Here is a 12,576-nt window from a genome sequence, read left to right as displayed (position 1 = left end):
GAGAATTACGGATTCTCTCCTTTTATCAGTTCTTTCATATCTTGAGGCAGTGCAGCATGAAACACCATGTTCTCCTGTGTCAGCGGATGGATAAACGAAAGCTGCTCGCTGTGCAGAGCCTGCCGGCCAATTTCCCGTCTCGTTCCGCCATACAGTGTATCACCGCACAGCGGGTGCCCAAGGTAGCTCATATGTACACGAATTTGATGGGTCCGGCCTGTCTCAAGCTGCAATGTCACCGATGTGATCTCGTCAGTTGCGTGTGTGACATGAAAATGGGTAACAGCCTTCTGGCCTTCCGGTGTCACCATCCGTTCAATAATACTGTCAGGATGTCTGCCAATCGGAGCATCGACTGTTCCTTCCATCTGTGTCATCCGCCCGTGGACCACTGCCGCGTACCGGCGTTTCACAAGCCCGCTTTTTTGCGCTGACGATAAAATCGAGTGGGCAAAGCGATGCTTGGCAACAAGCATAAGACCTGATGTATCCCGGTCCAGCCGGGTGACAAGATGAACTGTCGCCCGCACTCCGTTTTTTTGATAATGATGGATCATTCCATTCGCAATGCTGCCGGATGGGTGCTCTCTCGAGGGGATTGATGATACATAAGGCTGCTTGTTGATCACAAGCACATGCTCATCCTCATACAAGATATCGAGCGGAACAGGCTCTGGCAATAACGTCTCACTCACCTGTTCCTCGGGAAACTTCACGACAAGAAGATCTCCCTCTCGCAAAACGTATTTGACCGTTACATGTTCACCGTTGATCAGCAGGTCACCCCCGGCAAACTTGATGTCGGTTAACAGACGTTTCGAAATCCCCAGTTTACCCGCGTATTCTTTTACAGTCATTCCGTCTTCAGCGGAAGTGATGTTCTTTCTGATAAAAAATGGTTCCACGATACGTCCTCTTTCTATTCACCTTTTCCGATAAACGAATCCTGAACTCTTTTCCAAAATGGAAACGGACGAAATCTCGCAAACCTCACATTTTCGGCTGCAACCTGGCAGCGGATCGACTTCACGTCCTTATGAAGAAGGGTTAAATGGTCAATCGTCACTTGAAAGTCAACTTCGTTTCTCGGTTTAATCATGCAATCATGATGGGAAGGCAGAAGCAGCGGCGATCCGACCGTCCTGAAGACACGGTTATTAATAGAAGCCATTTCCGCGAGCTGGATCGCTCTGATAGACGGATGGATAATCGCTCCGCCCAGCGCCTTATTGTAGGCTGTGCTGCCGGATGGCGTTGACAGGCAAAGGCCGTCGCCCCGAAAGGTTTCAAAGAGCTGCCCCTTGATTTCCACATCAGCCACAAGGCTTCCTTCTATGCTTTTAATTGTACATTCATTCAATGCTAAATATCTTTCTTCCCGCTCATTTTCGTGATAGGTCACAATCACTTCGAGAAGCGGATATTCGACTGTATGATACGGCGTTTTCGCAATCGCAAGAACAAGCTTTTCAATTTCATGAGGAACCCAGTCGGCATAAAACCCCAGATGACCCGTGTGAACGCCGACGAATGCTGTTTTGTCCAAGCGGTCGCTGTATCTGTGAAAAGCATACAAAAGCGTTCCGTCGCCTCCGACTGAAATGACGATTTCCGGTTCATTTTCATCCAGTTCCATATCAAAATCCAATAAATACGCCTGTATTTTGCTTTTCAGCGTATCAGAAACTTGATCTCCTTTTGATGATACGGCAAATTTCATGCTTTTCTTCCCCTTTACTATTGTTGCTCGCTTCCTTTTTTCTTTCTTGAAAAGGCAGCTTGAGCTTCCTGTATTTCACCCCTGATCTCCGACATCTCTTCATCAAGCCGGGAAGCTGCTTCAGAAGCACGCTGAAGCCTTAGTTTTACTTTTTCAGGAATGTTTCCGCTGTATTTATAGTTCAATGAATGCTCAATGGTCGCCCAAAAATTCATCGCCAGCGTACGGATCTGTATTTCCACGAGAACATGCTTTTCTCCGGATACCGTCTGTAAGGGATAAAGCACGACAAGATGGTATGACCGGTATCCGCTCTCTTTATGTTCCGCAATATAATCCCTCTGATCCACAACGGTGAAATCTTTTCTGGCGAAAAGCATCTCTTTTACGATTTGGATGTCATCGACAAATTGGCACATGATTCTAAGGCCTGCGATATCCTGCATGGTTTCAATTTCATGCAGCGGTATGCTTTTCTTTCTCGCTTTTTCAAGTATGCTTGCCACAGGCTTGACGCGTCCAGTCACAAATTCGATCGGCGAATGGACATCCTCGTATTCATATAGTGTGCGAACCCCCTTGAGCTTCACTTTCAACTCTTCGACAGCCTGGCGGTACGGCACTAAAAAACGCTCCCATTGTTTGTCATCCATCATACATCCCCCAATTCGAACCAGTTTCTATAAAAATACGCGTTTCACTTTATCTTCCATTTCTTCTCCGTAGTTCACATTATCTTTAATATTTTCTAAAAGATATTCCAGTTCCTCATGCAGGCCAGCCAGTTCTATTGATTCGTCTCCCGCCTCTAAAACAACCGGAATTCTTTGTGCATGGGCCCGCTTCAGTTCCGGCCATACATGTTCCTTTATAATGACATATTCAAAAGAATCTGCTAATTCAAGTATGTATACAAAAGCAAAGTGGTCAGAATCAACAAGCATTTGACCTGACGGCTTGCGTTCCGCTTCAGTTCCTTCTGCCTCACAGGCAAGGCGAAGCTGATCATCCGATAATATTGCGTTTAAGATTTCGATTCTGTTTTGCATAATGCTCTCCTTTTTCAAAAAAGTACAGATTCATTTTATCATATCAAGCTCAATATTGATAAACGTAACATCTAAAGAGATAATAGTAAAAATAAGATTTACAGGGCGGAAAGGAAGAACAATATGAGCCAAGAAATTGAAATAGAATTTAAAAACATGCTGACCAAACATGAATTTGAGAAAATAACTTCAGCACTCAAGCTGACAGAAAAAGATTTTACAGACCAAAACAATCACTATTTTGACACAGACAGCTTTTCGCTGAAACAAAAACACGCTGCGCTTCGAATCCGCAGAAAAAACGGTGAATATGTCCTGACATTAAAAGAACCTGCAGCTGTGGGGCTTCTGGAAACGCACCAGCGGCTTTCAGAGATATCAGATCTTGCTGGCTTTTCAGTTCCCGAAGGCCCTGTGAAGGACCAGCTGCACAAGCTTGAGATTAACACAGCCGCCATTCAATACTTTGGATCTTTAGCAACAAACCGTGCTGAAAAAGAAACAGAAAAAGGCTTAATAGTTTTAGACCACAGCCGATATTTAAATAAAGAGGACTTTGAAATCGAATTTGAGGCGGCAGACTGGCATGAGGGCCAACAAGCCTTTGAGAAGCTGCTTCAGCAATACAGCATTCCTCAGCGCGAAACCAAAAATAAAATTTTGCGTTTTTATGAAGAAAAACGAAAGTCTATATAAGGTGGAATGACATCGTGAACGTAACGAATTGGGCATCTTTACTTCAGCTTCAGGCATTACAGTCCATATCTAATGCGCGCAGCACAGGCACTCAAAATGATGCGGAAAGCCCGCTCTCAAGCTTCAGCTCTTTGCTCAGCCAATATACAAACGGACTAACGAATCAGCAATCACCAGCATCTTCTGCATCGTCAAACCCGCTCAGCCTGCTGAACAGCGCTTCTTCAACAGCGCCGTCACTGCTTTCAGCTTATGGGCTTCACTCATATACAAACAGCCATTCGGGTTATATCACAAAAGCGTCAGAGGGCACAGAAACAGCTGCTGCAGAATTTTCTTCAAACAAACAAGAAACAAAACAGATCAGTTCGGGAGACTTCTCCATTGACAGCGCGATTAAAAAAGCCGCTGATAAATATGGTGTCGATGAAAAACTAATCCGTGCCGTCATCAAGCAGGAATCAGGCTTTAATACAAAAGCTGTCAGCGGAGCAGGGGCGCTTGGCTTAATGCAGCTGATGCCGTCAACGGCAAGCTCACTTGGCGTTTCCAATCCACTGGATCCGCAGCAAAATGTGGAGGGCGGAACGAAATATTTAAAACAAATGCTGAATAAATACGGCGGCAATGTGTCTATGGCATTAGCGGCTTACAACGCCGGACCGGGAAATGTTGACCGATACGGAGGCATTCCTCCCTTCAAAGAAACGCAAAACTATGTAAAAAAAATAACTTCAGCTTATTACGCATAACCAGAGCGGCTCTTGCCCTCTGGTTTTTTTGCGAAGTGAAATCCTACGCATTCCTGATTTTTATGTGATATGATATGAAATACAAACCTCGGCTGTAAGCCGAAACTTGTTAACAAACGCATAAAAGGCAGTTTGTTTGTAGAAATGATGCCTTGTTGCTAAAATAAATCATAGATGAAATGATGTACTATATAAAATTACTTTTTGCAATAGGATTTATGATTCCTATTAGCCATATTTAAAGGAGTAGTCAACATGGGACAATCGTTTAACGCACCTTATGAAGCGATTGGAGAGGAACTTCTATCGCAACTTGTTGATACTTTTTATGAGCGTGTCGCGTCTCATCCTTTGCTGAAGCCGATTTTTCCGAGCGATTTAACAGAAACCGCCAGGAAACAGAAGCAATTTTTGACTCAGTATCTAGGCGGTCCTCCGCTTTATACTGAGGAACACGGCCACCCCATGCTCAGAGCAAGGCATCTTCCCTTTCCAATTACAAACGAGAGAGCTGATGCGTGGCTCAGCTGTATGAATGACGCAATGGACCATGTAGGGCTCGAGGGCGATATTCGTGAGTTTTTGTTTGGCCGGCTGGAATTGACCGCAAGGCATATGGTGAATCAAACGGAAGCGGAGGATCGATCATCTTGACAAACTTTCAGCATGAGCAATACTTCGCCCATTGTCACGGCCATCCAAAAAAACCGCTTGAAATTTATATGTTTGTAGACCCTTTATGTCCAGAATGCTGGTCCTTAGAGCCCGTCATGAAAAAGCTAAAAATCAGATACGGACGTTTTTTCACCTTACGCATTATCGCTTCAGCAAGCCTTACCGCGTTAAATAAGAAACGGAAAAAGCATCTTCTTGCAGAGGCTTGGGAAAAGATCGCGAGCCGCTCCGGCATGTCGTGTGACGGCAATGTCTGGCTCGAGCAAGACCACCCTCTTTCATCGCCTTATATGGCTGCTCTCGCTTTTAAAGCAGCCGAACTGCAAGGAAGAAAAGCCGGCATGCAATTTCTGAGAAATATGCAGGAGAGTCTGTTTGTTTCAAAGAAAAATATTACGAATGAAAACGTGCTTTTGGAAATTGCGGAAAAAACGAGTCTCGATCTTGAAGAATTCAAAAACGATCTACATTCTCAAAGCGCGGTCAAGGCGCTTCAATGCGACATGAAAATCGCCGCTGAGATGGATGTTTCCGTTAATCCGACACTGACGTTTTTCAATACGCAGCATGAGGACGAAGGACTTAAAGTACCCGGCAGCTATTCGTATAATGTATATGAAGAAATCTTATTTGAGATGCTTGGCGACGAGCCGAAGCCATCGGAAACACCGCCTCTGGAATGTTTTATTGAATATTTCCGCTTCGTTGCCTCAAAGGAGATTGCTCTGGTATATGACCTGAGCCTTGAAGAGGTGGAAAAAGAAATGAAAAAATTGGCGTTTGCTAAAAAGGTTGCCAAAGTGGAGGCCAAACACGGAATGTTTTGGAAGTCTCTCAGCACTTATTCTGATGAATATCAATCATGTGAAAAATAGCCGCAGGCGTATATATGCTTGAGGCTGTTTTTTTGCGCCCTTAACCAAACGTACGTTCTATTCATAACACTAAAGAAACCGCGCCGGGATAAGCGCGGTTTCATATGTCTTAACGACAACAAAGGGGATGGGAGAAATTTTTCACGGTCAAACAAAGGGGTAATGTTTGTTTGTGATCAATTTCACATCCTTATGATAACAAAAGATGTCGAACTTTGGCAACCTCTATGCTTAATGTTCATATTTTTGTCACAAAACATAACGGAGTACATTCACTCATATCCTAATAAGGAAAAAGGACGAGGAGGAACGCTATCATGTATACTGTTATCTCAATTGTGTGCATAGCCATTTTTTTCTGTTTGAATATACTAGGTATGATGCAGATGCTGCCGCTTTATATTACCTCTCCTCTGCTGTTTCTGTCTATTTTGTTTACCCTCTACCGCCTGAACCACCGTAAAACCTTTAAAGGGTTTTAAAAAAGCCTGTGCATATTTCTGCACAGGCTTCTTTTTTAAGACTGCTTGACTTTCATCAGCAGCTCTTCCATTTCATCAAGTTTTTCTTCAAACATTTTGCACGCAGCTTCGATTGGCTCTGGAGATGTCATATCAACGCCCGCTTTTTTCAGAACATCAATCGGGTATTGTGAGCTTCCCGCTTTCAGGAAGTCAATATAACGGTCAACCGCCGGCTTTCCTTCCTTCAAAATCTGGCTGCTTAACGCTTGGGCAGCGCTGTATCCCGTCGCGTACTGATACACATAGTAATTGTAATAGAAGTGCGGAATCCGCGACCATTCAAGGCCGATTTCCTTATCAATCACCATGCCGTCTCCGAAATACTTTTTATTCAGGTCGTAATAAACATTCGTCAGAAGCTCAGGGGTAAGCGGCTCCCCTTCTTGCGCCTTTGTATGGATCAGATGTTCAAATTCAGCAAACATCGTTTGTCTGAAGACCGTTCCTCTGAAGCCTTCAAGCATATGGTTGAGAATATATAAGCGCTGTTTTTCATCGTCTAAATTGTTCAGCAGATATTCGCCAAGAAGCGCTTCGTTTGTCGTAGATGCAACTTCCGCGACAAAGATGCTGTAATTGCCGTATGGATATGGCTGATGCTTTCTCGTATAGTAGCTGTGTACGGAATGGCCGAACTCGTGCACGAGCGTAAAGAGATTATTGACGTTATCATGCCAGTTCATCAAAATATACGGATTCGTGCCGTAAGATCCAGATGAATAAGCGCCATTGCGTTTGCCTTTATTTTCATAAATGTCGACCCAGCGGTTTTCCAGCCCTTCTTTTAAAATGGAGGCGTATTCTTCTCCTAAAGGCGCCAGACCTTTCAGCATGTAATCTTTTGCTTCCTCGTACGTGACCTTCATCCCCGCATCCTTCACAAGCGGTGTATACAGATCATAGATATGCACTTCATCAAGCTCAAGCACTTTCTTTCTCAGCGCGATATAACGGTGCAGGAGCGGCAAATGCTTATCAATCGTTTTGATGAGGTTGTCGTATACTTCCTCAGGAATACTGTTGTTAGAAAGCGCAGCTTCACGCGCTGACTTGTACTTCTTCACTCTCGCGTAGAAGTTGTCCTTTTTCACAGTGCCGCTTAGCGTCGTGGCCATTGTGTTTTTATATTGTCCGTATGTTTTATATACTGCGTCAAATGCATTTTTGCGGACTTCACGGTTTTCACTTTCTAAGAAATTAATAAAATTGCCGTGAGTAATCTGCTTTTCATTTCCCTCTTCATCTTTAATGGACGGAAATGTAATCTCGGCATTATTTAACACGCTGAACGTATTGGAAGATGAACCTAGTACATCAGAAGCTTCAGCAAGCAGCGCTTCTTCCTTCTCGCTCAGCACGTGCGGGCGTTCCTTTGTAATCTCCTCAATCGCATGGGAGTACAATTTCAGTTCTTCTTTTTCAAGAATAAACTGCTGCAGTTTGTCTTCTTCTATGGATAAAATTTCCGGAACCAAATAAGCTGTTGCGCTTGCGGCCTGTGTATACAGGTTTCCCGCCTTGTCATTCAGCCCCTGATAAAAGGAATTCCCGGTATCTTGGTCAGAGCGCATATGCGCATATGTGTACAGCCTGCCCAGCCGCTCCATCACTTTATCTTGAAACGTAAGAGCCTCGTATAAATGATCGGCTGAATCTGCCAGCTTCCCTTTATACTTAGATAAATTCGGAATTAATTCTTTTACAGCTTGAAATTCTTTATTCCAGGCCTCATCATTAGGAAAAATATCCTCTAGTCTCCATGTGTCTTCTGCCTTTACCTCACTTCTGTCAGGCAGTTGGTTTGCTTTTTTTTCCTCAGCCATGGTGATCCCCCTTGTTTTCTTTGATTCAAGCCAATTGAAAAAACCGCTGTTTCTCAATAAACTTGCGTTGTGAATATCTTCCGGTTTTTCACTGCCTTTTGTCAAATCATATGCAGTAATGAAGAGAACGAATGCCAAAAAAGCAATAAAAACTCGAAAAACCTTTCCTTTTGTGCCTCTCAAAGCCAGCCCACCACCTTTTGTCTTAGGGTGAGCCAAATGAGACAAACTCATTCTATAAAACAGCTGCGGTCTCTTTCTAAGAGTTCCTGTAATGAGCGTCCGCCCTCTGCAGGCTGATTCAGCATATATACTTCTTTCTGAGTCTCCCTTAAAAATCCCTTCTTGCACAAAAAATCAATGTACTGTTTAACGGCTTCAGAAAGACAATCTTCGCTGCATTCGTATCTGAGCGCAATGTTCTGTTTATGAATGTGCAGTTTGCACTGCTGTAAAACGGCTGAAAAGCGAATTGGCGCGCGTTTATGCCCTAGATCTGTTATAAACAGATAAAGAAACCCCTGCCACACAAAAACAGGACTTCTAAAAACGGCCCCTTTTGTAACAGGGACAAACACTTCAGTCGGAAGAAAAGAAAGGGGCGTCTGCCGTTTCTCATAAAACAGCAGCCTGAGGCGATTTGTTTCTTTTGAGATGAACCGATGGGGTTTATGGCGAAAACGATGAATAGCCTTCATCCAGTTGTCATAACGCAATGAGGATTTAGATTCAGCAAAAAAGAGATCTCCTGCAGATGCCTGGTGGATAGGAATCGTTTGTACGGAGCAAAAAGAATGGTTGGTGTAAAACGGTATACTAGAGCTGAGCTGGTGAAAAAAGCGTGTTTCGGGGCAATAAAATAAAAGCTCGCGGTGAGGATGGTCATGAATAAACTGCCAATGGAAAGCGGTTAGCTGATAAAAGGATGGCGATGTTCTTTTTAAGCGGCTGCCTCCAACAATCCACTGCGGAATGATCCCTGCTTGTTTGAAGCCCTCTGTCCGCTTTTGAAAGACATCTTGAGCAAGAGTGGCACATTGATACTCAACAGCAAGCATGCGCCTCTTGATCTTTGCCATGATGTCGGGTCGTTGATTGATGTTCTTAATATACGGTTCTAATACTGGAGATGCCTGTTGCGTTTTCAGCCATACATATAGCTGTCTTTTTCCTTCTAAGTGGTAGGCGCTTTCCGGTTCTGCTTCTATCGAACAGGACTTGTTCTGTTTATGAGCGAAATGCGGCGCTTTTTGAAGTCCAAGCTTTACATCAAGCTCTCCCCCGCATACCGGGCAGAAGAATCGTCCCCGCTTTAATTTCTGGCTTCGCTGAGCGCCTAGAAGGTGAAACATTTGGCCATCTTCAGTCACAGCACTAAACAATTGTCATCTCTCCTTTCCAGATGAGGTATACTTTCTGGAAAGATTGACCGACTCCTGCTCGCTGTCTGTTTCACACGTATGTCAGTTTTTTGATTTCACACCTCAAAAATGGCATATCAGCGCATAAAAAAACCGATTTCTGAAAAGAAATCGGTTTTTTATGATGCAAAGTGTTTTTTTATCGTTTCTAGAGCATGCTCTGAAATAATCAGCTTGCCGTATTCTTCAAGACGGTGTATGCTGATTGAGGATTCAGTTGCGTACTCCAACAGGATGCTTAGCTGATTTTCAACCTCTTCATCAGTCATATTGCCAAAATCCACATATAAATAATATCGGTTCTCAAACGAATATAAAGTCGTTTTGCTTCCGTTAACGTTTAATTTAGATAGAGAAATAACATCTTCAAAATCGCCAAACCGCAAGACAAATTGAAGCTTTTGCTCCTTCTCTTCCTGATTGACGTCTTGCTCTTCTTTCTGGAAATCATCCAGCAAGGCGTCCAGATCCTCAGATGCTGGTTCTTGCTTTTTATCCTCAGGAATCGGCAGTTCGAGCTTTTGTCCGTCTTTGGAAAGCTGGGCTTTTGTGACGATAATTTCCAATCCTTTGTCCAGTGCCTGAACTTGAATCCAAAGAGGGCCTTCCACAGCGAATTCCTCTTCCTCATGAACTTCATCCATGACTTCCCAGAAAAGTTCTTCACTGCGCTCACGGTTATACCAAATTTCTTCTCTGTCAAAACCGCGATCTTCAATATCTCCGTAAGACATATAAAATTTTACTGTATGCTCGTTAATTCTTTCAATTTCCATTTGCCAACCTTCCCTTCTATATAAGATGTTGAAGGGACATCTAAGCTCCCGATTAATAGTACTTTACTACACTTTACCCATTCCGTCCACATCTTAACCTTGAAGCAAGGCCAGTGTGAATTCCTTTGTCTTTCTATTTTATGATAAAACCGCCGCAAAAGAAATAAAAATGCACCTTTGCCCAAAAAACGGCATATCTGCGGCTGATATCATAAAATACAACCCGTCTCATATAGTAGTAGTACAAGCGATGGAACGAAAGCGAGGTGCCGATTCATGGAGCATGACTATCTGATTTCTCTGCTTGTCATTGTGGGGATCGACCTGATCCTGGGCGGAGATAATGCGGTCGTCATTGCTATGGCCAGCAGAAATTTGCCGGACAAGCAAAGACAGCAAGCCATTCTTCTCGGAACATTTATCGCCGTTGCCATGAGAATCGGATTAACAAGCGCAGCGGTATATCTTTTGAACATTCCTTTCTTGCAGTGCGCCGGCGGCATTTTCCTGCTGTATTTAGGATATCAGCTGCTGATTGAAAAAAAAGACACGCAGCACATCAAAAGCAGCACCTCCCTGTGGAGAGCGATACGAACGATTGTGCTTGCAGATCTCTTTATGTCGCTGGACAACGTCATAGCAGTTGCAGGAGCGTCACACGGTGAATTTTCTCTCGTGATCATAGGTTTGTGTGTATCGGTGCCGGTTATTATTTGGGGCAGCAAACTCATCCACATTGCACTTGAGAAAATACCGCTCCTGATTTACGCGGGAAGCGGGCTGCTTGCTTATACAGGCGGAGAAATGATTGTCAGGGACAAAAAGCTGTCATTTTTTATGGCGCAGCACGGGGCAATCGAAACGCTCCTCCCCATTTTAACGGTCGCGTTTGTCATTCTTGCGAGTATTTATTATCAGCAGGTTGAAAAATAAAAGAAGGCTGATGACTCAGCCTTCTTTTGATGATATGATCTATTAGTTTGCCAAACGCTGCGCTTCTCTTAATTGGAAAGAGCGGACTTTTCTTGGCAGAAAACGTCTGATTTCATCTTCATTGTATCCGACTTGCAAACGTTTTTCGTCAATGATGATCGGACGGCGAAGCAAACCTGGGTGCTCGTTGATCAAGCTGTACAAATCTTGCAGCGGCATAGATTCAACGTTCACATTCAGTTTTTGGAATACTTTTGAACGGGTGGAGATGATTTCATCTGTTCCGTCCTCAGTCATTCGCAGAATTTGTTTTATTTCATCAATTGATAAAGGTTCAGAGAAAATGTTTCTTTCTTCAAATGGAATATCGTGCTCCTCCAGCCACGCTCTCGCCTTTCTGCATGAAGTACAGCTTGGTGATGTATATAGTGTAACCATTCATCTTCACTCCTCTAATTAGTAGGATGAACATCTATTTTATTCTTAAATTGAAATTACTCTAAAAAAGGAATCTTTATAGGTATTATACTATAAAAAAGTAAGTGTGAACAGTATCCTAAGAAAAAAATGTGTCAATCCAGCAAATTTTTAATTTCAATGATATGTTCTGATTCTCAATTAGTCTAACTGATCGAAAATATTTTTTTGTTTTTCTTCATCAATGAGTTCCAGGACCTCATCCGTTTTTTCGTATGATTCCCCGTACCATTTCTCATCTTTATAAGTATGAATGTTTTCATATGTCTGTTTCATGGCTTCAAGAATTTCTTCTTCTGATTCTGTTTTCGGTGACCAGTACAGAATCTCCATCTTGTTTACTTCATTCGTAGCCAATGACCGGCGCCGGTACCCAATTGACTGAGCATGGTTGAAATGCTCTCTTTGATAAAATCTCAGGCGTTTTTCTGTATCAGCATCATCTTCATCCACAGGCTCCACCTCAAGCAATATCGGCTTATTTTTCTTTTTCAGCTTCGCGATCAATTTGCCGCCAAGCCCCTGCCCTCTTGCATCCTTAGACACATACAGATAATCAACGAAGATAAAAGAATCGAATTCCGCAAACATTAAGATATGATGTTTGCCTTCATCTTTATGATAAACATCGCTCCGCTCTTTCAAAAGAGCTTCCATATGCGCTTTTGATTTCATTTCTTCAATTGGAAAGTACTCGCTAAGCTTTTCATACCAGTTCATTAATTTGCTCCTTATGAGTTCATTGTCTTCATACTTTTAGATATACCCCATTTCTTCTTGTTTAAACAGCTTTACATCTATAAAGACGTACGAACTTCCGCCTTGGTTTCATTTTTTTTCAGCCAGGTGCTCGGT

Annotated in this window: 16 protein-coding genes; 6 read left to right on the top strand and 10 right to left on the bottom strand. The window is 43.1% G+C overall.

What is annotated here, in order from left to right; all coding sequences use genetic code 11:
- Nucleotides 1-5 precede the first annotated feature (5 nt).
- Genes ABZM97_RS06415 through ABZM97_RS06400 form a run of 4 tightly spaced genes read right to left on the bottom strand, consistent with a single transcriptional unit; the run spans nucleotide 6 to nucleotide 2,769 of the window.
- Nucleotides 6-905 (bottom strand): RluA family pseudouridine synthase, encoded by a 900-nt coding sequence (locus ABZM97_RS06415; RefSeq protein WP_333516274.1) that lies wholly within the window; start codon nucleotides 903-905, stop codon nucleotides 6-8.
- A 14-nt stretch (nucleotides 906-919) separates the two neighbouring features.
- Complete coding sequence (locus ABZM97_RS06410) at nucleotides 920-1,720, bottom strand: NAD kinase (protein ID WP_333516275.1); 801 nt, start codon at nucleotides 1,718-1,720, stop codon at nucleotides 920-922.
- Nucleotides 1,721-1,737: 17 nt separating this feature from the next.
- Entirely contained in the window at nucleotides 1,738-2,373 is a 636-nt protein-coding gene (gene yjbM / locus ABZM97_RS06405; protein ID WP_087993424.1) for a GTP diphosphokinase, read from the bottom strand.
- A gap of 27 nt (nucleotides 2,374-2,400) precedes the next feature.
- Complete coding sequence (locus ABZM97_RS06400; protein ID WP_367387317.1) at nucleotides 2,401-2,769, bottom strand: hypothetical protein; 369 nt, start codon at nucleotides 2,767-2,769, stop codon at nucleotides 2,401-2,403.
- A 123-nt stretch (nucleotides 2,770-2,892) separates the two neighbouring features.
- Here ABZM97_RS06400 and ABZM97_RS06395 point away from each other — a divergent pair, with 123 nt between their 5' ends.
- The 5 genes from ABZM97_RS06395 (at nucleotide 2,893) to ABZM97_RS06375 (ending at nucleotide 6,249) form a co-directional block, all read left to right on the top strand.
- Nucleotides 2,893-3,465 carry a CYTH domain-containing protein gene (locus tag ABZM97_RS06395; RefSeq protein WP_367387316.1) on the top strand — a complete coding sequence of 191 codons (573 nt, stop codon included), beginning with the start codon at nucleotides 2,893-2,895 and terminating at the stop codon, nucleotides 3,463-3,465.
- A gap of 14 nt (nucleotides 3,466-3,479) precedes the next feature.
- On the top strand, nucleotides 3,480-4,217 hold the full coding sequence (locus ABZM97_RS06390) for a lytic transglycosylase domain-containing protein (protein WP_367387315.1): 738 nt from the start codon (nucleotides 3,480-3,482) through the stop codon (nucleotides 4,215-4,217).
- A 255-nt stretch (nucleotides 4,218-4,472) separates the two neighbouring features.
- Nucleotides 4,473-4,871, top strand: a complete 399-nt coding sequence (locus ABZM97_RS06385) for a thiol management oxidoreductase component (RefSeq protein ID WP_003239269.1) — start codon at nucleotides 4,473-4,475, stop codon at nucleotides 4,869-4,871.
- Nucleotides 4,868-5,767 (top strand): protease adaptor protein SpxH, encoded by a 900-nt coding sequence (gene spxH, locus ABZM97_RS06380; RefSeq protein ID WP_087993427.1) that lies wholly within the window; start codon nucleotides 4,868-4,870, stop codon nucleotides 5,765-5,767. The genes ABZM97_RS06385 and spxH overlap by 4 nt, the downstream gene beginning before the upstream one ends.
- 314 nt (nucleotides 5,768-6,081) lie before the next feature.
- On the top strand, nucleotides 6,082-6,249 hold the full coding sequence (locus tag ABZM97_RS06375) for a hypothetical protein (protein ID WP_087993428.1): 168 nt from the start codon (nucleotides 6,082-6,084) through the stop codon (nucleotides 6,247-6,249).
- Nucleotides 6,250-6,284: 35 nt separating this feature from the next.
- Here the strand turns inward: ABZM97_RS06375 and pepF are convergent, their stop codons facing one another.
- From pepF to ABZM97_RS06355, 4 genes are all read right to left on the bottom strand, one after another.
- A complete protein-coding gene (gene pepF / locus ABZM97_RS06370; RefSeq protein ID WP_202328445.1) occupies nucleotides 6,285-8,114 on the bottom strand; it encodes an oligoendopeptidase F in 1,830 nt (609 codons plus the stop codon).
- Nucleotides 8,115-8,344: 230 nt separating this feature from the next.
- Entirely contained in the window at nucleotides 8,345-9,496 is a 1,152-nt protein-coding gene (locus tag ABZM97_RS06365; RefSeq protein ID WP_367387314.1) for a competence protein CoiA family protein, read from the bottom strand.
- A 158-nt stretch (nucleotides 9,497-9,654) separates the two neighbouring features.
- The gene (mecA, locus tag ABZM97_RS06360; protein WP_087993430.1) at nucleotides 9,655-10,311 is read right to left on the bottom strand and encodes an adaptor protein MecA; all 657 of its coding nucleotides are present in this window, start codon (nucleotides 10,309-10,311) and stop codon (nucleotides 9,655-9,657) included.
- Nucleotides 10,278-10,403 carry a hypothetical protein gene (locus ABZM97_RS06355; protein ID WP_120698858.1) on the bottom strand — a complete coding sequence of 42 codons (126 nt, stop codon included), beginning with the start codon at nucleotides 10,401-10,403 and terminating at the stop codon, nucleotides 10,278-10,280. Before ABZM97_RS06355 ends, mecA begins: the two co-directional genes overlap by 34 nt.
- Before the next feature lie 184 nt (nucleotides 10,404-10,587).
- On the opposite strand from ABZM97_RS06355, the gene ABZM97_RS06350 reads away from it, so the two are divergent.
- Nucleotides 10,588-11,244 (top strand): TerC family protein, encoded by a 657-nt coding sequence (locus tag ABZM97_RS06350; RefSeq protein WP_087993431.1) that lies wholly within the window; start codon nucleotides 10,588-10,590, stop codon nucleotides 11,242-11,244.
- A 42-nt stretch (nucleotides 11,245-11,286) separates the two neighbouring features.
- On the opposite strand, the gene spx is transcribed toward ABZM97_RS06350, so the two are convergent.
- Entirely contained in the window at nucleotides 11,287-11,682 is a 396-nt protein-coding gene (spx, locus tag ABZM97_RS06345) for a transcriptional regulator Spx (RefSeq protein WP_087993432.1), read from the bottom strand.
- A 180-nt stretch (nucleotides 11,683-11,862) separates the two neighbouring features.
- Nucleotides 11,863-12,441, bottom strand: a complete 579-nt coding sequence (locus ABZM97_RS06340) for a GNAT family N-acetyltransferase (protein WP_087993433.1) — start codon at nucleotides 12,439-12,441, stop codon at nucleotides 11,863-11,865.
- Nucleotides 12,442-12,576: the final 135 nt, after the last annotated feature.

This window comes from Bacillus vallismortis (genome assembly GCF_040784915.1).
In the GTDB taxonomy this organism is placed as follows: Bacteria; Bacillota; Bacilli; order Bacillales; family Bacillaceae; genus Bacillus; species Bacillus subtilis_G.
This window is presented reverse-complemented; position numbering and strand designations above follow the sequence as displayed.

Bases quoted from the DNA above. Each gene is read 5' to 3' on its own strand.
- ABZM97_RS06410 (WP_333516275.1), bottom strand. From the start codon at position 1,720: ATGAAATTTGCCGTATCATCAAAAGGAGATCAAGTTTCTGATACGCTG.
- yjbM (WP_087993424.1), bottom strand. From the start codon at position 2,373: ATGGATGACAAACAATGGGAGCGTTTTTTAGTGCCGTACCGCCAGGCT.
- ABZM97_RS06400 (WP_367387317.1), bottom strand. From the start codon at position 2,769: ATGCAAAACAGAATCGAAATCTTAAACGCAATATTATCGGATGATCAG.
- ABZM97_RS06395 (WP_367387316.1), top strand. From the start codon at position 2,893: ATGAGCCAAGAAATTGAAATAGAATTTAAAAACATGCTGACCAAACAT.
- ABZM97_RS06385 (WP_003239269.1), top strand. From the start codon at position 4,473: ATGGGACAATCGTTTAACGCACCTTATGAAGCGATTGGAGAGGAACTT.
- pepF (WP_202328445.1), bottom strand. From the start codon at position 8,114: ATGGCTGAGGAAAAAAAAGCAAACCAACTGCCTGACAGAAGTGAGGTA.
- mecA (WP_087993430.1), bottom strand. From the start codon at position 10,311: ATGGAAATTGAAAGAATTAACGAGCATACAGTAAAATTTTATATGTCT.
- ABZM97_RS06355 (WP_120698858.1), bottom strand. From the start codon at position 10,403: ATGTGGACGGAATGGGTAAAGTGTAGTAAAGTACTATTAATCGGGAGC.
- ABZM97_RS06350 (WP_087993431.1), top strand. From the start codon at position 10,588: ATGGAGCATGACTATCTGATTTCTCTGCTTGTCATTGTGGGGATCGAC.
- spx (WP_087993432.1), bottom strand. From the start codon at position 11,682: ATGGTTACACTATATACATCACCAAGCTGTACTTCATGCAGAAAGGCG.
- ABZM97_RS06340 (WP_087993433.1), bottom strand. From the start codon at position 12,441: ATGAACTGGTATGAAAAGCTTAGCGAGTACTTTCCAATTGAAGAAATG.